This window comes from Occallatibacter sp., assembly GCF_049582745.1.
In the GTDB taxonomy this organism is placed as follows: Bacteria; Acidobacteriota; Terriglobia; order Terriglobales; family Acidobacteriaceae; genus Telmatobacter.
The window spans coordinates 152,449-174,219 of the sequence record NZ_JBAUUO010000101.1 but is presented as its reverse complement, the minus strand read 5'-3'; the positions used below and the strand labels follow the sequence as shown (position 1 = coordinate 174,219).

At 56.0% G+C, this 21,771-nt stretch carries 14 protein-coding genes; 13 read left to right on the top strand and 1 reads right to left on the bottom strand.

The window, feature by feature from the left end; genetic code table 11:
* Positions 1–155: 155 nt before the first annotated feature.
* Complete coding sequence (locus WCA10_RS15775; RefSeq protein ID WP_472823465.1) at positions 156–1,556, bottom strand: IS1182 family transposase; 1,401 nt, start codon at positions 1,554–1,556, stop codon at positions 156–158.
* 79 nt (positions 1,557–1,635) lie between these two features.
* On the opposite strand from WCA10_RS15775, the gene WCA10_RS15770 reads away from it, so the two are divergent.
* The 13 genes from WCA10_RS15770 to WCA10_RS15710 all read left to right on the top strand — a co-directional run bounded on the left by WCA10_RS15770 (position 1,636) and on the right by WCA10_RS15710 (position 21,763).
* Positions 1,636–2,154 (top strand): hypothetical protein, encoded by a 519-nt coding sequence (locus tag WCA10_RS15770; RefSeq protein ID WP_472823464.1) that lies wholly within the window; start codon positions 1,636–1,638, stop codon positions 2,152–2,154.
* A gap of 666 nt (positions 2,155–2,820) precedes the next feature.
* Entirely contained in the window at positions 2,821–3,237 is a 417-nt protein-coding gene (locus WCA10_RS15765) for a putative immunity protein (RefSeq protein ID WP_472823463.1), read from the top strand.
* Between the two features lie 1,133 nt (positions 3,238–4,370).
* On the top strand, positions 4,371–5,171 hold the full coding sequence (locus tag WCA10_RS15760; protein WP_472823462.1) for a hypothetical protein: 801 nt from the start codon (positions 4,371–4,373) through the stop codon (positions 5,169–5,171).
* Positions 5,172–5,392: 221 nt separating this feature from the next.
* Positions 5,393–6,871, top strand: a complete 1,479-nt coding sequence (locus WCA10_RS15755; protein ID WP_472823461.1) for a hypothetical protein — start codon at positions 5,393–5,395, stop codon at positions 6,869–6,871.
* Between the two features lie 24 nt (positions 6,872–6,895).
* Positions 6,896–7,318, top strand: a complete 423-nt coding sequence (locus WCA10_RS15750) for a hypothetical protein (RefSeq protein WP_472823460.1) — start codon at positions 6,896–6,898, stop codon at positions 7,316–7,318.
* Between the two features lie 27 nt (positions 7,319–7,345).
* Positions 7,346–8,875, top strand: a complete 1,530-nt coding sequence (locus WCA10_RS15745) for a hypothetical protein (protein ID WP_472823459.1) — start codon at positions 7,346–7,348, stop codon at positions 8,873–8,875.
* Between the two features lie 13 nt (positions 8,876–8,888).
* Positions 8,889–12,491, top strand: coding sequence for a hypothetical protein (locus WCA10_RS15740; protein ID WP_472823458.1), 3,603 nt, complete (start codon positions 8,889–8,891; stop codon positions 12,489–12,491).
* Positions 12,492–13,394: 903 nt separating this feature from the next.
* Positions 13,395–14,180 (top strand): hypothetical protein, encoded by a 786-nt coding sequence (locus tag WCA10_RS15735; RefSeq protein WP_472823457.1) that lies wholly within the window; start codon positions 13,395–13,397, stop codon positions 14,178–14,180.
* A 193-nt stretch (positions 14,181–14,373) separates the two neighbouring features.
* A complete protein-coding gene (locus WCA10_RS15730) occupies positions 14,374–16,902 on the top strand; it encodes a virulence factor SrfB (protein ID WP_472823456.1) in 2,529 nt (842 codons plus the stop codon).
* 127 nt (positions 16,903–17,029) lie between these two features.
* Positions 17,030–17,581, top strand: a complete 552-nt coding sequence (locus WCA10_RS15725) for a hypothetical protein (protein ID WP_472823455.1) — start codon at positions 17,030–17,032, stop codon at positions 17,579–17,581.
* Positions 17,582–17,650: 69 nt separating this feature from the next.
* Complete coding sequence (locus WCA10_RS15720) at positions 17,651–18,991, top strand: S1C family serine protease (protein WP_472823454.1); 1,341 nt, start codon at positions 17,651–17,653, stop codon at positions 18,989–18,991.
* Positions 18,992–19,041: 50 nt separating this feature from the next.
* Complete coding sequence (locus WCA10_RS15715) at positions 19,042–20,358, top strand: hypothetical protein (RefSeq protein WP_472823453.1); 1,317 nt, start codon at positions 19,042–19,044, stop codon at positions 20,356–20,358.
* A 307-nt stretch (positions 20,359–20,665) separates the two neighbouring features.
* On the top strand, positions 20,666–21,763 hold the full coding sequence (locus WCA10_RS15710; protein ID WP_472823452.1) for a hypothetical protein: 1,098 nt from the start codon (positions 20,666–20,668) through the stop codon (positions 21,761–21,763).
* Positions 21,764–21,771: the final 8 nt, after the last annotated feature.

Sequence of the window (21,771 nt, the reverse complement as noted above, 5' to 3'; positions counted from 1 at the left end):
CTAGGTGTGTGTCGGGCATAGCGTTTTGCCAAGGCTGATTCGGCGATTCGCAGGGCTGGTGTTCGATCTGGTGTGCGCAGGCAGTAATTCCGTTGGAAGCTTATAGCAAGCTTTCTGTGCGGTTTTGGGTAAAGCGGGCCCGTTTTCCAGTCGTTTTATGCCATTTCCAGAACCCCTCTGGCCCGGAACAGCTTCAGCAGGTTGCTGACCGCGCACACCAGCTTCCACTCGCGGCCGACATTCTCTTTGCCACGCAGGCTGAAGCGGCGAAAACCGCGCTGTTCCTTGATCTGTCCGAAGACCGGCTCAACGATTGCCTTGCGCATCTTGTATACGTTGCGGCCAGCCTCGGTTCGTAGCTTTTCCCGCATCGCCTCTTTCGGCGACGCGCCGGGAGGCGGCGGATCGCTGCTTGTCTTCACCGCGTCGCCATGCTTATCCCGGCCCGTGGCTACGTACAGGTCAACCTCTTTTACCGACTCATCAGTCACGTTCGCCTCGCTGAAATAGCCCGTGTCGGCGCTGACCTTCTCCGGTTTCTGTTCCAGATTCGCCGTGATCTGCGCGATCATCGGGATCAACTGCTTCTTGTCGTTCGTATCCTGCGTAACCTCGGCGGCCACGATCACCTGCGACGCAGAATCGACCGCGATCTGCGCGTTGTAGCCCTGCACGAAACTGCCTTTGTTCGCGCCGTCCGGCATGATCCGGCTCTCCGCATCCGTGAAGTTGCGCTGCGCCGTGTCGTCCGGTCTGGCTTGTTCAGGATCGCAAGGCTCAGGTTTGCGACCAGGTTTCTTCTTGCCCGTGCGCCGCTCCTCTTCTTCGCGTTCGGCCAGCTTCTGCTCGGTCTCGGCGCGTTGCTCCGCAGCCTTTTCTTTGGCTTCCTGTTCCAAAGCCGCTTTGGCCGCGCCGATCTTCTGCAGCCGGCTCTCTCGCCGCTGTAACTCGGCAGGCAGTTCGTCACCATGCCGATCCTTGCCGTACTGCGCATCCTCTTCGGCATCGGTCTTTTCCGCGGCCGCCAGCAGAGCATCGATCTCCTGCTTCAGGCGCGCCTCGGTCTCGTTCATGTGCTTGTAGCTCATCGCCTTGTGCTTGCTGGCATTCGCCTTGATCTTGGTTCCGTCGATCGACACATGGCCCAGCTTCACCAGGCCAGCTTCCGAACACAGCAGCAGAGCCTGCGTGAACAGACCCGAGAGCGACTCCAGATGACGCTTGCGGAACTCGGCGATGGTGGCGTGGTCCGGGTGCTGGTCGCCGGAAAGATAACGGAAAGCCACGTCCTCGAAGGTGCGCGTCTCAATCTTGCGCGAACTGTACACGCCCCTCGCATAGCCGTACAGCAGCAGACGGACCATCATCTCCGGCGCATAGGCCGCCTGCCCGCGGCCATCCTTCTCCTCATACGACGTGTAGATCGCGCTCAGATCCAGCGCCGAGACCACATCCAAAAGAAAGCGCGCCAGGTGGCCCTCGGGAAGCCAATCGTGAAGCGATGGGGGAAACAGAAGCGTCTGGTTGACCGTGTCAGGTATGAAGTTCTGGCCCATGGCTCGAACATAAAACAGAACCGGCTCCCTACGCTATAGGCTCCGTCACGAATCTATGCCCGACACACACCTAGCGTTCTTGAATCGCCTGACGCCTAATGCAGAAACCGTCTCATCGTTCCCGAAGGTTGCCGCCAAGGTTTGGGCGGAAAAACTGGGCGATTCCGAGAGAGACCTAAAGAGGCTCACTGCATCGCTGGAAGAGCAGAAAAGAACAAGGTCTGGACTAATGAAGATGAGGATACGTGACGAGATCACTCTCGCTGAGTTCGATGAGGCGAAAGCAGATTGTGCAAAGGAGATTGCCCGAATCGAATCCCAGATGCAGGAAATCAATTCGCGTCGCGCTGCTGCGGACTCGTTCGTTAGGTTTGCTGAAATGCAGCTGTTGGACATTGCGAAGGCTTGGCAGATTGCAGGTCCAGAGCCGCGCCAGCGGGTTCAAAATCTTCTTTTCAAAGACGGTCTGCAATACTCGCAGGAGTTGGGAATTTTGAACCGCTCTAAATCTTGCCTTTTCAGTGTGCTGGAATCGAGCAGTGGTGAAAAAGGATTGTTGGCGTCCCCGACGGGATTTGAACCCGTGTTATCGCCGTGAAAGGGGCCCCGTAGCCCGCAACTAACTGAAAACAAAGAGCACGATTGGCCTAAAAAGTAACTTTTAGCACCCTTGGGAACGCTTATCGAACCCTTAACGAACCCACGAATTCGAGAAAATGAGCGGATGCCCGACTGTGTCAACGAGGATTTCGATGCAGCGCTGGAATAGTTTTTGGAAAGGCGGGTGTCCTTGATTGAGTGTCTATACACTCAGAAATATTCTGGACAAAAAGTTCAATGAACCGCGAGACTGAGTGATGAGTGCAGTCGGAGTCTCGCCAGGGATTGTTCTGATCACGGTAAAAGTGGGGGCTCCATTATTGAGGCCAAGAACTGGTGCTCGAAAGGACTCTATGACTCCCGAAGAGGAACTCAAACAACTCATTGACTACGAGAACAACGATATTCCCCTAATAATGACCCCACCCGGAACGCGCTACTACAATGGGACGGAAGTTGGAGATGCATGGATTTGGGGAGCGCTCGCCCCACTTTGGATGATCCAGTGGAATCGAAATCGGCAGAAGGAATTGAGGGAAATCGTAGAATCGTCTAAGCAGTGAAACGGATTTTCGATGCCATCTTGGACCTCGTTATTCGAGGTCTTTTGTATTTATTCGAAGAAGAGCATTAGAGACGAGGTCTTGCCAGAAGGGAGGGTGTGATGACCGACTGGGAGCGAACGCTCGTTTCGATCGCGATAGATGCTGCGAAGAGCAGTATTCATGTCTTCGAAGCAGAGTATCCGGATGATGATCGGCCAAGGAAGGCGCTGGAAGCGACCGAGAAGTGGCTCGATGAGCCAACGTGGGATAACAAGGGATTGCTGGGGAAGCTTGAAATTCCTCTGTGGAGATCGAAGGACTGGAGAAATCTCCAGGCAGCGCTCGCAGCGCAGGCATGCGCATCGGCTGCCAGAGCTGCCCGCCACCCGCTGACTTCGGCAATGAACGCGATCATGTGTGAACGGGGAGCACAGGGCATCGACTATAACGACTACAGCAGAAAATGGCTCCGAATGGTGTTACGTCGCTACGGTGCCAGCATCGAGAGGACAAGTAAAACACCGCGAACGTCTTAAAGGAACTACCGTTTCCAAGAATAGGTTTTGAGCGGGACAGTTCTTGATCAATATAGAAATAGGATTACCGCCAAAAGCCACGGAACTCGTGCTGCGAGCCAAGCAGGGACGTAAGGACAGTAACGCACAGCACGGATGTAAGTGACATCCCGATACCACACTTTCGGCCTGGTCGAGCTTCAGGATGGAATCGACGCGGATTTCCCAGATGCGCCGCTTCAAGTCGGAATTCCCATTTGCGATTTCGCGGCTACTCGGTTTACCTGTCTGAATTAGGAGGGAAGGCCACTTCTTGCTATTCCGCGTATACACTCCGGGCTACTCGGGATCGACTTTAAGGGGGCAATCAACAGGGTCGCTGTGAGATGCAGCATTCCTGTGAGAGGAATGCCCGGTATCGGTATCGGCGAGTAGAAGACCGCCATCAGTTGTAGTGGGCGGGGAAAGTCGCTTTGTCCCACCTTATTCTCCCGATTCTCCTCCGGAAGGACAATCGGGACTATAATCAGGCGTCTCACAAAATCTTATTAAGTTGTCTTGGCGATTGACGCGCCATCGTTTGAGTCAAAGCCTCGAAGAGGGCTTAACTAATGAAATCGCACACCGGGCCCTACCCTCGCTGCATTCAAAACGGAGCAGGTGCAAGACAGCGCGACGTGAATCGCCCGGTAGTACAGTGCGATTGCGGAATCGCCAACCGGTTGGATGCACGTTTTTGCCGAGGCTGCAGGAAAGCGGTGCGCGGGCCGCAGATCCAGACTCCGAGGCAGATCCAGCCCGGAAAACTGAACAGGCTCGGTGTCTCTGGGCTTTTTCGACAGGCACCCATCGCGGCGGGGCCCTGGCTGTTTGTTCACACTCGAGAGGGTCTAGTGCTTCAACTCGCGCCGCGGCTCGACGCAGAAGCCTGTCCGGTTGGGACCCTGACTCTCGCTGGTGCAGGGTACAATCGCGCCGTTGTCCGGGATGTGGTTCCGCAGGGGAAGGGAGCGATCCGAGGCTGGACCTACTTGGTGGCGGCTCCGGGAGGCCTGGAGGCGCTATCGCTGGAGACCGGAAGAAGTCAACTCCTATATCAAGCGCGAGCCCGGGAACCAGTATCTGCCAACAGCGGAGAGACGGATTGTCAGAAAATGCGCGGACTTGCCGCAGATGAGCATCATGCATTTTTCGTTGTTGCGAGCGGTGCGGGGACGCAGACCCTAATGAGCGTGGAACTGGACCTGGATCGTCCACCCGAGATTCTGATGTCTCTTGAGGGCTCCAATTGGGCGGGCCCGCTTCTGGTGGCTCGCCAGTTGATCTATTGCACCGAAAGACAGGTGGGCACTTACAGTCCGCGCAGTGGGGCTGCGACAGCGGATTTTCCGCGTTGGTTCGAGCCTATGCTGCTGCCGCAAAACGGAAATCTGAATCTGCCGCCAGGCGGTCTGCCGCTGGCAGCAATCGAGGGGGACGGCGCAACACGCCGTGTTCTGGTGGCGGGCCAACGCAAGGGGTCCTGGGGGCTGTTGCATGTTGATTTCGACAGCAGCCAGACTCCGACATTCCGCGAAGTTCCCGCTGGAAGTTGTCTGAGTACGCAGCCTGATGGAAGTGCATGCCTTTGCACCGAGAACGCGATTGAGGTCTTTGGAACCGGTCCGACGAGACGTATAAGCGGACGCTTGAAAAGCTGGATGCCGGCTACCATGGCTGGGCCGTTCCTGATCTGGTTCGAGGACCACCCATATGCGGAGATGCACAAGCTGAAACTGGACTGGTCGGGACAACAGTTTCGCGTGGAGTTTGAAGATCGCGCCTGTACGGGGGAGAACTGCTGCGGGTCCTATGTGGTTGGGGAAGACCTTGTGGTTTGCTTTCTCGAGTTGCGGGCACGAGAAAATGAGGCCGGACTGAAACTGGTGCGATGGAGCCTGACTGGGCGGAATTAAGCCAGGCCAAATCGATACAGCGGTTCGCTTTGGGGGGAGGGGGAATGACAGGCGGCAAGTCGGCGTGGCCTTTCTTTGTCATCTTTGTGATATTGCTTGGAGTCGGCGGATTGATCTTGTTCGGACCTCATCGCCGTCCCAAGTCGTTGGACCCGCTTCCGACGACAGGCCAGCTTTCTCAATCTATCGCGATCGACGTGTACGTGGATACGTCGGGGTCAATGAAGCATTTTCTGACCAACGATGGAAGACCAAATACATTTCGGGAGCTCTTGCAAAACCTTGAATTCGCTCTGAAATCAGGTGCCAGTCAGGGTGGATGGGATCCGATCCATCGTCAAGTACGGTTCTGGAGATTTGGACCCAAGGAAGGCCCGACACGGTTGGATAAGGGGGAGCTAGGAGATGAGGGGAGCTTGCGCGCCCTGTCAGAAGACCCGAGCCAGTTCAACGCGCCAGATACGCCGATAGAGTCGGCTGTCAATGCGGAGCCTGATGCATCGGGTACGCCGCGCTTGCACATTCTGATTACGGACCTGTATCAGAGCGACGGCAAGCTCGAACGACCGGCAATGGCACTGGTGCGCCAGTTTCTGTCCGGAGAGCATGGCGCAGTTGCCGTGTACGGAGTGCGAAATCCGTATCAAGGCAATGTTGGAGATATACCCGGCCAAGGGCAGACCCCGCTTCCTAATGCTGCAACCTCGATGCCTTTTTACCTTATTGTTTCAGGTGATAATGCCGCCGACGTTCGCCATGCGCAGGAGTTACTAAGCGCTGGCGAATATGGAGCACCCCTAAGGCGGGCAAACGCAGAAGGAAGGCTCTTTGCACTGTTTTTTTCCAAGGAGACGGGCGATTATTCGCGCCAGCTGGTGTTGTACGACGTACACGTGACCAAGTCCAGGAAGGGCCAGCCGCGTCATTTTTCTGCCGTCCCAAATCCGGCACCGACACCAGGACAAGAAAGAACATCGCAGCCGGAACGGGGGATGGAGAGAAAGTTTTCTGCACAGGTTCCGGCCTTCGAGTCTGATCATCGTGGAGGCATCGCTTCTCTGGACTTGAGGAAGCGTGTCTTCAAGGACGATTTGGTTGGAGTTAGCTGGATTGCAATGCCGCCTTCACCGGACGGACCGATTTTCCAGACTCCGGACGTCTCGCGGGTGACTGGCGCCCAGTGGAGAGTCCGCGCGCTCTATTGCGAAGTACCCAAGGAAGCCCGCGGCGGCACCTGCAGTGGAAATCTGCAGGTAGACCGCAAGGCCTCTGAGAAGGGAATCCAAGTGTGCGGTGATAGCCCCGATCCGGGGCATGCCTTGGTGTGCCATGCGACCGGCAACCCGGCGCTCGCGGTTGTCATTGATCGCAGATTTTTGACCAATGGGCGAAGGTATCTCGTGGAAATTAGCCAAGTCGTGGATGCCGCAGGGCAGAGCGCGAACTTGGCGGCAGACAGTAACCTTATGCTCCGCTGGAATATGAGCTCAGACGAAGTGCTGGTTCTGCTGGGACAACGGGAAGGACAGAGGATGTTCCCAGCCAATCGTGCAATTTCCCCTGACGCGCACCCGGGCAAAACGCCAAATTTGTCACTTTTCCTCAGCGCGCTGCTGGACCGTGTATTGAGCTCCGGCCGAGATTCCAGCGAGACCGAGATCACGTTGAAGACTTATTTCCTCTATTTGAACGCTAGGTGAGACATGAATCAGCGAGTAACGAACTTGCAAGTATTCAGAGATTTCGCTCTGATTCTTCTGCTATACGCCATTTACGCGGTTGTGATCGTTGTCGTATACGACTGGCAATCGTTCACCGGAGATGACCCACCGATGTGGCCAATCTACGGTTGGGTGGGATCGCTCGCCGCGATCCTCATATGGTACGTGATGGCTGAATGGGTGGTGCGCCCAAACGCCGGCAACGGGACCTTCCGCGTTCTGTGGTTTGTCTTGCTGGCCGCCGTAATCTGCTGCGAGGCATTTGTGGCGTGGATGGAGTTGTCCGAGGAATCCGGGCAGTCGAACGCATATCCATGGTTGCATGTTGTGGGCGGAATCGGCACTTATTACGTGGCCTCGGTCCTATTTTCTCCGTTGTATGCCAAATACGCGATCTGGCCTGCTTCACGGATTCGGAGATGGTAAGGTGACTTGGCGCGCAAGGAGGATACTGTGAGCTACTTATATGTAGGAGTGGGAGGAAGTGGAGCCAAACTGATGCACGCTCTCGTGCATCTTACCGCGGCCGGACTGCTCCCGTCGGGAGGCCGGGAACTGATGGGTCTGTTAGTGGACTCCGACGAGGCCAACGGAAATGTAGATGCATGCATGCAGGCTGTAGGCCAGTATGAACGTTGCCACAAATTGAATTTGGGAACCAAGTCTCCGCTGTTCAAGAATAGGCTTGTGGTCCACGGTCCGTGGACCCCCGTCGAGGATGTAAAAACCGCGAGTCTCAGCAGCATCTTCGATTACACCCGCATGCAGAAGACCAGCCCGGAAGATGCGGACCTGATGGATCTCCTGTTCTCTGAGGACGAGCGCGAACTAGCCATTTTCGAGGGTTTTCGCGGACGCCCCGCCATCGGATCGGCGATCTTCGGCAAAACCGTGAACCTTGAAGACTCCATGTGGAAGGACCTCTACACTCGTGCTCTCAATGCGCGGAATCAGGATGACGTGTCGCTTCTCCTTGCCGGCTCGGTGTTCGGCGGATCCGGAGCAGCGGGGGTTCCGACGATCTGCCAAGTGCTGAAGCGGGAATTGGGCGAGAACATCAACAAACTTCGGATGGGGCTGGTGCTGCTGTTGCCGTATTTCACCTATGACGAGGTAGAGAACGAACCAATGCAAGCCGATCCGCAGGCCTTTGCGACCGCGACGGCTGAGGCATTGAAGTATTACGACGAGGGCAAGTTCCTCGAACTGTGTGAGACCATTTACGCGGTCGGAGATCGCCATCCCGCGAAGATGCCGATACCGGCTGTGGGCAAGAAGGACCAGCGAAATCCGCCTCATTTTGTGGAACTCGTGGCGGGTCTCGGCGCGATCCGCTTCATGAGCGGCAAAGAGACAAAACAGAAAGTCGTTTCCCTCGCCGGGCGCAAGACAGACAATACCGTGACTTGGGCGGACCTGCCCACACTTGAGGGTATGCACCCAACTCACATGGCGCTGCTGCAGCAATTCACGCTTTTTGCCGTCGCTTACCATTACGTGCTTTATCCCGAGATTGTGCTAAATATCCGCAAGCCGCACGCCATGTTCGACCAACTGGGTGATGAACCTCGCGACAAAGTGGGAGAGGAACTAAGCGACCTGGACACTTATCTGACCTCGTACCTCGAGTGGCTGCTGAGCGTCTCGACACCTGACCGAGTCGGGGTTGACCAGTTTGAATCAGGTCTTGTGGACGTGAATGTCTTCGCTGTGAAGGAGAAGGTGGAACGGGCGGTTGGTGATCGCAAAGTGAGCTACGACGCTTGGCGGTTGAAGAAGGTTGAGCAGAGCCGCGGTTGGCTGGGTGGTTCCGGCGAGTTCAAAGAGAAGCAGATCACTGGTCTTTTCCGGAACCTTGACCACCGACGGAAGCCGAATCTACGTGCAATATTCCATTCCGCGACTGCTGAGGTCCACGAGCCAGATGCGAGTGGCGCGGGCAAACTCGTGCGGGCCATTTACGAAGCATGCACACTCGATTGAGGCGAATTCGAACATGTCAGACGATACGTTGATTCCTTATTTGCCGAAGCTGAAAGACGGGAGCCAAGTTTCGGTGTCGTTGCCCAAGAAACTGCGTGAATGGGACGACCAACAGGGGCAGATTCGGCTACGTCACTTAGCCGATGGAATCGATGTGCCGCAAGATGCCGGCAGCGTGTATTCGATTCCCGACCCGTGGGCGCGGGCGATTCTCTTCCGGCGCGCGTTGTTCGATGTCAATCACCCCCTCCACGATCGTATCCAGGGCGAATGGCGCGGCATCCTGGCACTGATTGCTCTGAAAAGGATTCGCCGATTCAACGAACTCAGTGTTCGCGATATTTCCCTGAATCCTGAAAAGGCGGATCGTGGGTCCTTCCGCTACGCGATTACCCGGATCCTGCCAGGAAAGGAGAATTCCATTGTTCCCGCAGCGACGTGGGCTGCATTCCACCTGCTCTCATGGCATGGAACGCGTAGGGAGGGCAAGCCCCGGGCGTTTGCCATGACGTCACCATGGACCCTAGTGGCCACGGGCGCAGATTACGCAAGAATCTTGAGCTCGGAAGAAGTGCCGTGGTTCGGTCGAGGAGTGCTGGAAGATCCTTGTACCCACTTATCGGACCTGGAACGCCGCATGATGGCTGACTGGGTGCTGAAGGTACGCGACGGCCTGCCCTTAGGGAATATCAAACAAATCATTGAGGCCTTGGAGGAATTCGCCAAAGCCCTCGATAAGAACGCAGACGGCAAATTAAAGAATGAGGAGGCGCTTTCGGAAGACAGGTTGGGATTCCGTAGTGTAGCTCTTTATGAGAACATCGACCGCCCCATCCGGCCTGCCGCGGAAGTGATTTCCGATTGCGCTATCAAAACCAGCCGGCCGCGTGCGCCTCTATACATCCTGATTGATTCCGCGGTTGCGTCCTCGTTGAATCGAGCCGAGCGGGACATCACCGTTCAAGGCATGGTGAATATGACGACGGTTCGCCGTTATATCCCGGAACAAGATCGCATGAACTCGGGTCCGCTTCCGATTACCGTAGGCCAGCCGCAGATGTATTGGTGCACCAGCGATTTCTTCTTCGAATCCACCTTGATCTACGAACAAACAAGGTCGATCGGCGTTGGTGGCGAAGTTGGAGCGTTTCCCGGTGCACGAAGCATCCGGGTTGTCGAAGGGTCGAGATCGGAGGGACGGCATGTTGTGCTTCCGATTAATCCAAAGGTCTTAGAGCTGCTGACCCCAGAAGATCTGGAAAAGAGCCTCACCCTCGAGTGGCTGAACAATGGCGATGCGCACTTTCGCCTCAGCCTCAAGATAGAGACACTGGCTGCCGGCATGAGGCCAGGGACGGTACCGGTCGTCAGGGACGGCCCGTTCACTGTCGTCCTGGAAAAGAAATATACGCAGAACGAGATGGTTCGGGTAGCTAAGCTCCCGGCCATCTGCATCTGGCCGGATTTCTACTTCGAGGAGGAGAATGCCGACGACTCCCCTGAGAGAACCAAAGCCAGTGAGAAGAATGGGAGGACGACCACAAACCGATGGTCGATGTACTACCTGTTCGAATCATGGCGTGAGGTGGGCAACGACACCAGTCAGTTCATGGTGAATCCGGTTGGTGCGGAAATGCACTGCAAAGAGCGCATGGTAACGATGCTAACTCAGGAGGAGGACGGACAGCGTACTGACGAAGAGTATTTTCAGGTTACGACATTGAAGTCCTATCCCGAGGCGCTCGTTTGCTCGATGCCGCGCAGCGAACAGCGGCCGCTGCAACGAGGCGAAGGGGTGCCTTCGGGGATTCTGCTACTCCGACCGGCGAAGTCCCCCAACGTTCACCATGGCATGAACGCTGTCCTGGGTGTGGACTTCGGCACAACCGGTACAGCCATCTACCAGGCTCTGGGACAGACTGGCGAGAAGAATGGAGAGATCAAGCGTCTTTCCTTTGAGAACCGCCTCGTGCAAATCACCAACACCGACACGGGCGAGTATCAGCGCCTCACGCGTGATCTGTTCCTGCCCAACGCGGAACTCGTGGATGGAAGGATTCTGAGCATTTTCCAAGATTTCGGCGCGAGGGGCGAACGTCAACCTGTGCGTGACGGTCACGTGTTGTTCCTGGAAAACTCCGCCACTCGGGAATTCGTTCATGGGGATCCGAGGCTCATCCTGACCGATCTGAAATGGAGCGCGGTCCCCAGCGTGAACAAGGCGACGATAGACTTCCTCCTGCAGCTTTGTCAGCAGTCGTTGGCCGAACTGCTCGTCGAGGGTACACAGAATGTCGAGATACGGTACTCGTATCCCACGGCATTCTCCGAAGGCGATTTGAGCCACTTTCAAGGAATGTGGAAGTCTGTTCTCGAGCAGCTCAGAAAGGTAACATCTGTTCCCATCAATCTTTATCAGGAAGTGAAGAATAACTGCGAATCGATTGTTGCTGCGCGGTATTTCTCCCATTCTGAAAATGTGCGAAAGATGATCGCCGATCAAGGGGCGATCTCGCTCGATATTGGAGGCGGCACTACGGATATCGCGGTGTGGAATGTTGCTCCCCCGCAGCCGGAAAGTAAACGGATAGAGCAGGAATCATCGGGAGAACAAGAGGAGCAGTGGGCCGAAGGCGAGGCTTCGCTTTTAGCGCACATGTCCGTGAAGTTCGCCGGTCAAGACATCTTTCTGGTGCCGCTGCGCAAGAAACCTGAACTGCTGAGGATCGTGGATGATGGCGGCGCGGTGAGCGATGCGGTCGAATGGCTAAACAAAAGGCTGGAGAAGGAGAGCAGCGCTTATTGCGCTGAGGTGGACGCCATTATCTCGAGTCATGGCACCAAACTGCTGGAAAAGTTGCCTGCGTTTGCGCAAGCCCCTGGTGTGAAGGAAATGCTTGAGGTGGTTGAACTAGGGCTGCGCGGGATCGCGTTCTACACGGGTCTATTGCTTGGCCGGCTGGTAAAAGATGGGCTTTATGATGCCGCGCAACAGCGAATCGGAGTGTTCGTCGGCGGCAACGGATCGCGCCTTTTTGACTGGTGCGCACTGGGCAAGGCAGAGCAAGAGTCTGCGATTGTGCAGAGATTCGGTCAAAGCTTGCTCGCGGGTGCGAACTTTGCGTCTGGCAATCTTCTGCGCGGCAAGAGGGTTGTTATCTCGCTCAGTGAACGTCCGAAGGAGGAGGTAGCGTTTGGGCTTGTGATGCGTCCGGAGAAACGCAATCGGGTTGACGACTACGTAAACCCGATGGCTGGAGAGGATTACTTAGTTGGCGGCTCTCAGAACCGTGAACCGCGGGAATGGAGCACCGCGCCAGACCTCCAGACGCTTGGCACACTTCCGGTGCGCGTCAATCCGGAACTCCCGGTGATCCGCGAATTCCTGAAGAGCCTGGGCTTGAACCTGAACCAGGAACAGCTGGCGGATCTCGTGAGCGACGTGGACGCTGGAATCCAGGACATGAAGCAAAAAGCCAAGCGCGCTCTGGCTGAGGGAGCTAGTCCGGGTAAAGCCAATGACCCGGTCCGCAAGCAGCCGCTCTTCATCCTAGGGCTTTCACATCTGGTCACGGGCCGGGTGCGAAAGCTCGGCGCAATGAAGTTGATGGATTGAAATATGAAGACGATCCTGCCGGGTAGATTTAAGGTCGCTGCCGTGTCATCGGCAGTCGCAGCGGCCGCGCTGATGTTTTGTATGCAGAGCGTGCACGCGTTGCCCGATTCCTCGCAAGACACGGACGCTCGAAAACGAGTCAACGAGGACTTCATGGTTGCAGATGCTTGCTACCAATCGCTGAAGTCACGTCCCGATGAATCATTCAATTCGCTAAAGGCAACCCAAAACACTATTCGCAAAGCGATGGACGACGCTAGAAAGGCTCTAAATCTGCATACCAGTAAGCCGCAAAGCGTATGCTCGCTCGATCTCCTGCGACAAGACCTGGGAGGCGTGAGAGAATCCCTGAACGCTTTAACACCAGCGCAGAGGAGCTCGGAAGCGACAGCGCAGAAGAATATTGAAAGTCTTCTCGCGGCCATCGCTACAGGCAATGAACAAGTGCGCCCCGGAACGCTGAAACCACCTGCTCAAACCAGCCTCAACGACAGCGCGGGCGAATTGAAAACTAGTCTCAGCACGGTCATTAGCTGCATCGACGGGTGGAAACAGAATGGCCGAGCGGGAACGGGGGAGAGTCAGGATTTACTGGATACTGTGCAACAAGCGACCCGTCAGGCAGCGCTAGATCTTGGATTTGATGCTGGGGGGCTGTCGGTAAGACGAGATTGCAAAGAGTCCGAAGTTTCGGCTTCTTTGGAAAAGGCAAAAGGACTCATATCGGCTTTGTCTGTAACATCTGCTGCGCAATACGGCCAGGCGGTGGTAACCGAAGCGAACGGCCAGGTTGAGCAAGCCCAAGACTCCCTGAGCCGATTCGAGAGACTGAATTCGGGATCAGTGACGAATCCAAACGCCGGGAATGGGGGCAACGATGAGTCATCCAGTGAGCGACTTTTCTTGAGCGCGAAATCTCGCGGTGTTGGGTACCTTTCGTTGCTGTTTTCCCTGGTTGCAGTCGGTATTCTGCTAATGACGCAACTACGACAGAAGGATGGGACACAGTCGGCGACCGTTGTGACGCAGAAATCAAATGATGCGGAAAAGGCGACACTCAAAGCTGCCAAAGCTGCGGCGGAGAAAGTGCGGTCAGCCGTAGAGCGAATAGAAGACGTGCAGAAGGGCCTTGCAGAGCAGTTAGCGGCAACCATTTCCGCACAACCTCCAGCAATCGCGCACGCCCCGGAATCGACGGCAACGCAGTACGAGGAGCGAAGGGTGGAGGTGACTCCGCCGGTTTTGGAACAGACTGCGGTTCAGGAACCGGTGGTAAGGCAGCCTCATCCGCAGAGTTTTTCCATTGCTCCGCAGGTAGATGGGCCTGTAGCGGATTTCAATGAGTGCCTGGGGGTTGGGATCAATGACGCTGAGGATCGTTTTATTCGCAAATACGGCGAGATGATGCGGCTGACTTGCGTGAATCTGCAGGAACACCGCAATCCGAACGCGACGTTGCGCTTCAAAGTGGATGGTCGCGGCAACTTCATGGTCGTACTCTATCGTGGCCAGATGCTGGTTCTCCCAGCAATCGGAGTGAATCCGAACGATTCGCGCAAGTTGCTGGAAGGAGTCTTCCAGTATCCATCCGAGCGCGTGCCGGTGCGACTCGCGACGCCAGCCAAGGTGGCATCAGAGACGGCGGATACGTTTGTCATTCGCGAGCGAGGGGCCTTCGAGCGTGTCTGAAGAGAGCTTATGCCGGGCTTGTGGGGCGTGGCTGTGTCGCGCTGACGATGCGTACTGCGGATATTGCGGAGAACCGAGCGCGCAAATCGACGTAGAGTTGATGCCCGCGGTTCTGTATTCGGGCGAACGTCGGTCGCCCAGGATCTATGCACGCGTCACGAATCTAAGTTGCGCCTCGTTGACCGTGGAGCGAGTGCAACTGCCAAAATGGTTGCGACTCAATGAGACCAAGAAAGCGAAGCTTGCGCCGGGAGAAACGCAAAACCTGATTCTGCAGGTACAGGATCCGCTGCAGCAGGTGATGACGGGTCCGATCGCGGTGATTACCGAGGCAGGGAGCGGGCATGCTCAACTCTTGGTGATTGACCGGGCACCCAAACTGGAATGTGATCCGCCGCGTGTGCAAGCATGGGTAGCTCCCGATGGAAAGCGCAGCCGCAATCGGGTCACCCTGCGACCGGTCAGCGGCCTGCTCATCGTGCACAAGGTGAACATTGTTGGAAGCCGATTGAGCGCAGACGCGAAGATCGCTCCGGGCGGCGAATGTGTGGGCGAGGGTCAGGATCTCGATGTAGAGATTAGCATGGATGGAGTTCCAAGATCAGCGATTGAGACGCACATCAACACCGAACTTGAAGTGGAATACGAGAGTCCGCATGGAGTGGAGAAGACGCGGGCAAGGCTGGAAGTCGATATGCGCCGACCACCGCAATTGCGGTGGTCGGGCGAGTTCAGCCAGCCGCAGGAACGGTGGCAGTCGTCGGGCCAGCGGCTGAACTTTGAATTGCACAACCAGAGTGAAGACGGTCGCGAAACCGGACTGAACAACGGAACTCTGGTGGTGGAGCAAGCGGAGCTTCTTGCGGGAACGTTGTCCGGCATCAGTATCCAGCGATTAACACAATTACCGATTGAGATCGAAGGCGGAGCATCGCGCATCGTGGAATTCGATCTGGATCTAAGCTCCTTGCAGGGACAACCTCCAGTGCTTGCTAGCTTAGGCCTGAGAGTTGCGACGAACCTTCCGGTACGGGAGTGGAAGGCACCGCTCAAAGTCAGGCCCATGCCACTGTACGATGGCGTTGCAGCGATTGATTTTGGGTCGAGCAACAGTTGCTGCGCCGTCTGGTCGTTGGGAAATGAACCAGAACTGCTCGCCCTGGATGAGGACAAAGCGGTGGTGTCTCCGACCGCGGTCCGCTATCTGACTCTCGAGACGACGCCGCCTGGAATCGAGACGGGCGCACGAGTCAAACGCCTGGCGGCTGAGTATCCCGACATCGCGGCCAGCACGGCAGACCGCTTGAAGCAGCGACTCAGCGACGTTGAGCAGCAGTTAAGCATTCGCCCCGAAAAGGATGCGCGCTGGGTAGAACGAAGGGCCAGCGAGGTAGCCGCAGATTATCTGCGCAACGTAAGGCACGCGGCAGAGAAGGCCAAAGGTGCCGCCCTGCGGGATTTTATCCTAACGCATCCGGCGCGCTGTTCTCTGCGCCAGTTTTCTCGTCTTCGCGAGGCGCTGGCTCAGGCCTTTGGATCAAATGACGGTCGTGTGCGTTTCATGCAGGAGCCGATCGCCGCGCTGATCGATTTTTTCGTTGAACGAGCCGGAAGAACGAACGGCAAGGACTACACGGTAGCTTCGTTTGACCTCGGCGGTGGGACGACAGATATCGCCTTGGTGCGCGTCCAGCACGAGATTGACCGCGAGCAGGTGCGCATCCTGCCTCAGGTTCTCTATTGTCGAGGCGAGCGTTTCGGGGGCGAGGACCTGACAGACTACCTGGCCAACGAACTGGCCGCGCGCTGCCAAAAACATCTCTCCCGCAGCGGCAAGAGCAACGCGTCCGTGCTTATCGCGGAGGGAATGGTGGGCGCCGCAGAACACGATATCCGCCTTAATCGAGCCGAGCTCCGTAGCGTGGCCAACCAGTTCAAAGCAAGCTTGAGCCAAGAGGGGAAAGAGGCGCGGAACCAGGTTCCCAAAGAAGTGCAGCTTCGAGTCCTAGACGACGGCCAGACGAGAACTGAAACGATTGTGTTTGCCCACATCGAAGGGGATCAATTCGCCAGCAAGAGCCTGACGCAGATGTTCCTTGAATTCGCTCGAGAGCAAATCCAGATGCGGGCCAAGACGTTGCGAAAGGCAGTGGAGGACACCGGGAGTACGCTGGACATCATTCAAATCTCGGGCAAGACGACCTATCTGAGTGTTGTGCGGGAGGCAATTGAGGCAGAACTTCCCAACGTTGCGATCGAGCGTGCGGCGAAGCCGAAGGAGTGCGTTGTCACCGGAGCGTGCCAATCTCGCGCGCTGCACCGTGGCAGCGTGGTAATCGAACTCGACACGAATACGCAGCGAACAACCTCAACGATCGGCGCTTTCGGATTTGACAGTCCTCACTTTCAGCCAATTTTCAAAGTGGATCAGGTGATCCCTGTCGAGGGGCTTGCAGGACAGCTCGCGCGTGCCTGGGACGGAAATGAACCGGTCGTCCTTTGGGAGGATCTGGATGGAAGCGACCGGCAGATTGACACGCATGAGGCAGCGAAGATGCTGGATCGTCTTGGTACCTGGCTGCCGGAGTCAACGCGACATGTCGTTCCCGGCAACGAGTGGGCCTTGTTGGTGCGTCTTCAGGAGTTCCGCCTGACAGTCAAAGCATTCGGCACTGACGGGGATAGCGTTGCTTTCAGACCTTTGCAGAGAGAGGGGGAATAAGACGATGAATACCCTAGCGGTCATTCAGTTGGCTCTGTCCTTTTTGATCTTGCTACTGGCGATCTGGTCTTGGTGGAGAGGCTCATCTGGGAGCAAAACCCCCCCCGCCTCGGAATCGGCGCAGGCTATGGTCTGGGAGTCTCAGGAGCTTATCAGGCAGTTCAGCGAACTATCGGTACGAATCGACAACACACTGAAGATGCTGCCCACGCCGATCGACTCAGAGGACACGCGGTTCGTGGCGGGCCTCTTGATCGGATACGAAATCTGGGCTGATCTTGCCCGGAGACTCTATCGATCGGAAGCACTTGCGAAGGAAACACTTGAGAATGCGAACAGGATCGGTGCACTGCTCAAGAGCTTGAAATATACCCACCGCGGACACACATCCAACGCGATCATGGACAAGTTCGGCCAAATGCGCGAGGAGATTGTCTACGGAGCCGTTCGTGATACGGATCAGGACATCGATAGGGAGCGAAGCAGGGCCGACATCCAAGTGGCATTGCGGCGACTAGTTCAATCAGCAAATCTTGAGATGATCGACCCCAAACCGGGTTATACCTACCAGCGACGAGACGCACAGTTAGCTATAACGGTGGGCAAGGTTCGGCGGCGGGGCCTTCGTGTCTTGCAGGGCGACGTTATTTACGAACCGGAGATTCAGGAATCGAGATAGCAACCGAGGTTGCGGAGGTTTCCGATGCTGCGCAGATACGCAATTCTTCCGGCACTCGGATTCCTAATTTTGAACGGCTGCGTGCGCAGGGCCGGAAGTGATGGCGGCCGTTCGCTTGATGCCACTCAGATTGCGGATCGTGTCAGCCCTTCGACCGTACAGGTTGTCGTTGCGTTCGAAGCATCGGGTCAGGTCACTGAATTAGATCCGAATATGAACAAGCTGGTCGACAGCCTCCGCGGCCAGATTGTCCCCGGACGAACTACCAAGGAGGAAGCGGGCGAAATACTCTTTAATGCCTTTTACTCTGATCCCGGCCGTTACCTTACAGAAGGCGAGCAGCGGAACATAAATAAAAAGCTGTATTCACTCGGGACCGGATTTATCATCACGCCCGACGGATATGTGCTGACAAATGCCCATGTAGTGGAACCGAATGAACAGGAATTGGAGAAGGCGGCAGTCGACTCTCTGACTGAACTTGTTGGCGAACAGGCTACAGAGATAGGAAGGGCGGTTGAACAATTGCTGCCCGGTCAGCAAGTCCAACCTGAGGCAATCGAACGACTGCGCAGCGTTCTAGCCGAACAGTACGCCGGTCGCAGTAGGTTCCACTATTCGCGCGAAGTGCGCATAATTCTCCCTTCGGCGCATGGCGACACTATCAACCAGGTACGGCAGTTGAATTGCGAGGTTGAGAAGATTGGCGAACCCATGCCTGGTAAGGACATTGCAATTCTGAAGATCGATGGTAATGATCTGCCGACCGTCCCAATGGCAGAAAGCATATCGGCTGGTGGTGTCCGCGCAGGAGCCGACGTCTTCGTCATGGGTTACCCGGGCAGCGTTTCCGTGTTCCCAGAGTTCACGCTGGTCAGTTCAATACAACCGTCGATGACCGTGGGCCATGTGAGCGGCGTGAAAGATATGTCAGGTGGTTGGCAAGTGATTCAAATGGATGCAGCCATCAATCCGGGAAACAGCGGCGGTCCAGTGCTCAACAATCGCGGAGAAGCGGTAGGGCTGGCCACCTTCCAATTGGTAGGCACGCAAGGGGTGAACTTTGCCGAGTCGATCGATCTGGCGAGGCAGTTTCTGAACGATCTGAAAGTGCATCCGCGAGAAAGCGAGTTCACGCAAAAGTATGACCAGGCTCTGGTCGAGTATGAGAAGTCCGGGCACGGGCACGCGCTGCGGTTATTCAGGGAATTGGCGGCAACTCATCCCGACCTGAGCGCCCCAAGAGAATTCGTCAACGAACTAAGCCCGGAGAAGGCTAATGCTCAGAAGAGAGATCAAGTTAGCGCCACGGCGCGTCCTCATCACCAATCGCGGGCGCTGCTTCTACTCGTGCTTTTGGGCTTGCTCATGTTCGGAATCATTGCCATTGCAATTGCGGCTCAACGCTGAGGAGACGAATCCTCTTATGTTTGTCATCGTTTCTATCTCAGGCTAAGCAAATGAAAATCATTCCTACACAGCTCTATCGGTTTCAAATTGAAGGCCCGGTCTCGCGCGGAGTCCTGTCAGCGATTGACGAGGCCGATCGGTCAAGTGTGCAGCTTTTACAGGTTGCGCTTGAAGGGACCGATTCCGGGAAGAGGCTAGCAGCATTGGAGCAACTCGCAACAGATCGCGCCTGCGAGAGTTTCACCGACGGTTCGCAGTTTTACGTTGTGGCCCGGACATCGGAGGAAAGTGCAGAGTTGATGCGGGCAATCGAGTCCAGTGGGCTTGAAGCGTTCACCGAGCCCGAAGTTGAACATAACGAGGTTATCCCTTCGGCATGTGACACGGACCGGCCGCCGTCCGTTCCGTCAATTGTCGCGGGGGGACAGATTCATTCTCTGCCCAACTCACGGCCGAACCTTCTTGCTTGGGTTATGTCAGTAGCTCTCTTTCTTGTCGTTTCGGTAACTGCGATCAGTTTGCTCAGCAAAAGACAAACAAGGCAGGCGCAAGTAACTCCGCCGCCAGCACCGATTCCGCAGGAACGAGTATCACAGCCGGAGCAGGTAAAGCCCGGCACACCGCCGGTGAACGACGTGCATCCACTGCTGCAATCTCCTAGCCCGCCGGATGACCAAGTCAGCAATCAGACGACTCCTCAGCATCAACCGCAAGCAAACGGCGAACTGCTGCAACAGAGGACGCCCGTGGCTCCAGTGGTTCCGACCATGCAGCTTGGACCACAGGAACAGAGCCCAACAGCGAAGCTTGATCAAGGACCGAGCGTTCCAGTTGTTCAGAATATGCACGTCGATCTACCAACGCCACCTCAACCGCCGAAGGTTCGCTTCGCCGCGGACTCAACACAGTTGAAACTCGGTCAGACCACTTCGTTGCGCTGGGAAGTTACCGGAGCTTCCGACGTCCGATTAGAGCCGAACCTAGGTCCAGTTGATCAATCTGGAAGTCTCATGGTTCGTCCCATGGGCAAGACCGCCTACACGATTCACGCCATCGGACAGGGTGGCGAAACAAATGCAATGGTGGATATTTCTATATCTGGACTGGCGGGACCGGCGACTGGACAATTGATCTGGACGGGTAATGTTTCCGGAATCCAACTGGTGACTATCGATCATGACCATGCCGATGTTGGCTCTGTCGAGGGAGCACTTCCTCGGTTGCCCTGCGTCATCCAACCAACGAATGAAAAAAAGGTTGGAATCGTCGTTACTCCTTCGCCAACAAATAATTACGATCGTTTGGTTCTTCGAGTCGTGGGCAAGGGATCGATGCGAATTGTCATCGACTGGGCGGTCCAGTACTGACAGGAAATGAGAAAGGTTCGTTGATATGCGAGGACGTTTAATTTGTGTGGCACTGTTGACGGGTATTCTCACAGGGGATCTGCTCGCTCAGGTTCCGTCTCCTTCAAACGGCCCTGGATTCGGACTGAAAAACCAGATGTTTGATGTTCGCCTTTTATCGCCGATCAATAGTGCCACGGCTAAAGAAGGTGACTCGTTTACCGCGACAGTTGATGCTCCACCCAATTGGCAAGGAGGAGTAGTTACGGGACGCATCACCAAAGTTCAACGGCCGCAACGAGGTTTAGGTAAAGGGAGTGCGCAGGTAATGTTCGTTTTCGACACCCTCACGTTCAATGGCCGGACTGCGCGCATCTCGACCGTTCTCAAAGACGTGTCGAATTCCAAAGGTGTCAAAAACGTCGATGAAGAAGGTCGAGTGATCGGAAAGTCTTCAAACAAGAAGCGCGCGGGGGCTGCTTTGGGAGGAGCATTCGTCGGAGCGCTGGTGGGAGGACTCCGAGGAGGTGGGAGCGGGGCAGCAGCAGGGGCCGCAATTGGCGCAGGCGTGGGACTGGCCGCTGCAATTACATTGACCTCTACGGGAACCGATATTGAGTTTCGCCCGGGCTCGCACTTTTCGATCGAAGTTTCTGATGCCCGATCTGATCAAAACCTTCCCGCGTCTCAGCCTTCAGCGTTCGCACCTCCGCCTCCAACTGCACCGCTTGTGCGCGTGCCGTATATCTCTCCTGCGATCAGTACGGGTGTTGACAATCAGCGGCTCGACCCCGGACAGAAAGATCCACACGCTCTTGAACTCCTGAGCCAGGTACAGAGAGCGATGGGAGGGAAGCCGGCATTGAGTGCGGTTCGTGATTGGCAACGCGTTACCAGGAATACGTGGACTGCGAACGGCGGAACGACGATGCAGACCACCACGTTTGCTGCTCCCCTCAGCATTCGCGATGATTCTGTCGGTGGCAACCGCACCATTGTATTCAGCGATGGTCAAGCTGGATGGACCTGGTCGTCTGACAGGCGGGTTCGTAGCGAGTTGCCTGCGGACACGGCGACAGCAGCGCCCTTCCGCGCTTTACCAGCCCTCCTATTGAGTGATGACGATCCTGAGCGGGCCATGATTCAGGTCGGCCCTTTCACGATCCTGTTCGCCGATAAATACAACAACCGTATTCTGATGAGCGTCGATCCAACGAGCCGTCTACCGAGACAGATCAATTGGATGAATCCGGATGGGGCCGAACTGCAGGAAATTTACTGGGATTGGCGACCGAGCTCAAATGTGATGTGGTGGTTTCAAAGGGCACGCTTACGTAACAGCCAGGAGTTCCTCCGATCCCAAGTATCGTCCCTTCGTATTAATCGGGGAGTAACTCAACAGCAGATCTCACAACCGCTTCAATGAGAAGCGGT

Coding starts and splice junctions, on each gene's coding strand:
- WCA10_RS15760 (WP_472823462.1), top strand. CDS start 4,371: ATGCGCGGACTTGCCGCAGATGAGCATCATGCATTTTTCGTTGTTGCG.
- WCA10_RS15775 (WP_472823465.1), bottom strand. CDS start 1,556: ATGGGCCAGAACTTCATACCTGACACGGTCAACCAGACGCTTCTGTTT.
- WCA10_RS15715 (WP_472823453.1), top strand. CDS start 19,042: ATGAAAATCATTCCTACACAGCTCTATCGGTTTCAAATTGAAGGCCCG.
- WCA10_RS15725 (WP_472823455.1), top strand. CDS start 17,030: ATGGTCTGGGAGTCTCAGGAGCTTATCAGGCAGTTCAGCGAACTATCG.
- WCA10_RS15740 (WP_472823458.1), top strand. CDS start 8,889: ATGTCAGACGATACGTTGATTCCTTATTTGCCGAAGCTGAAAGACGGG.
- WCA10_RS15710 (WP_472823452.1), top strand. CDS start 20,666: ATGTTCGTTTTCGACACCCTCACGTTCAATGGCCGGACTGCGCGCATC.
- WCA10_RS15765 (WP_472823463.1), top strand. CDS start 2,821: ATGACCGACTGGGAGCGAACGCTCGTTTCGATCGCGATAGATGCTGCG.
- WCA10_RS15755 (WP_472823461.1), top strand. CDS start 5,393: ATGAAGCATTTTCTGACCAACGATGGAAGACCAAATACATTTCGGGAG.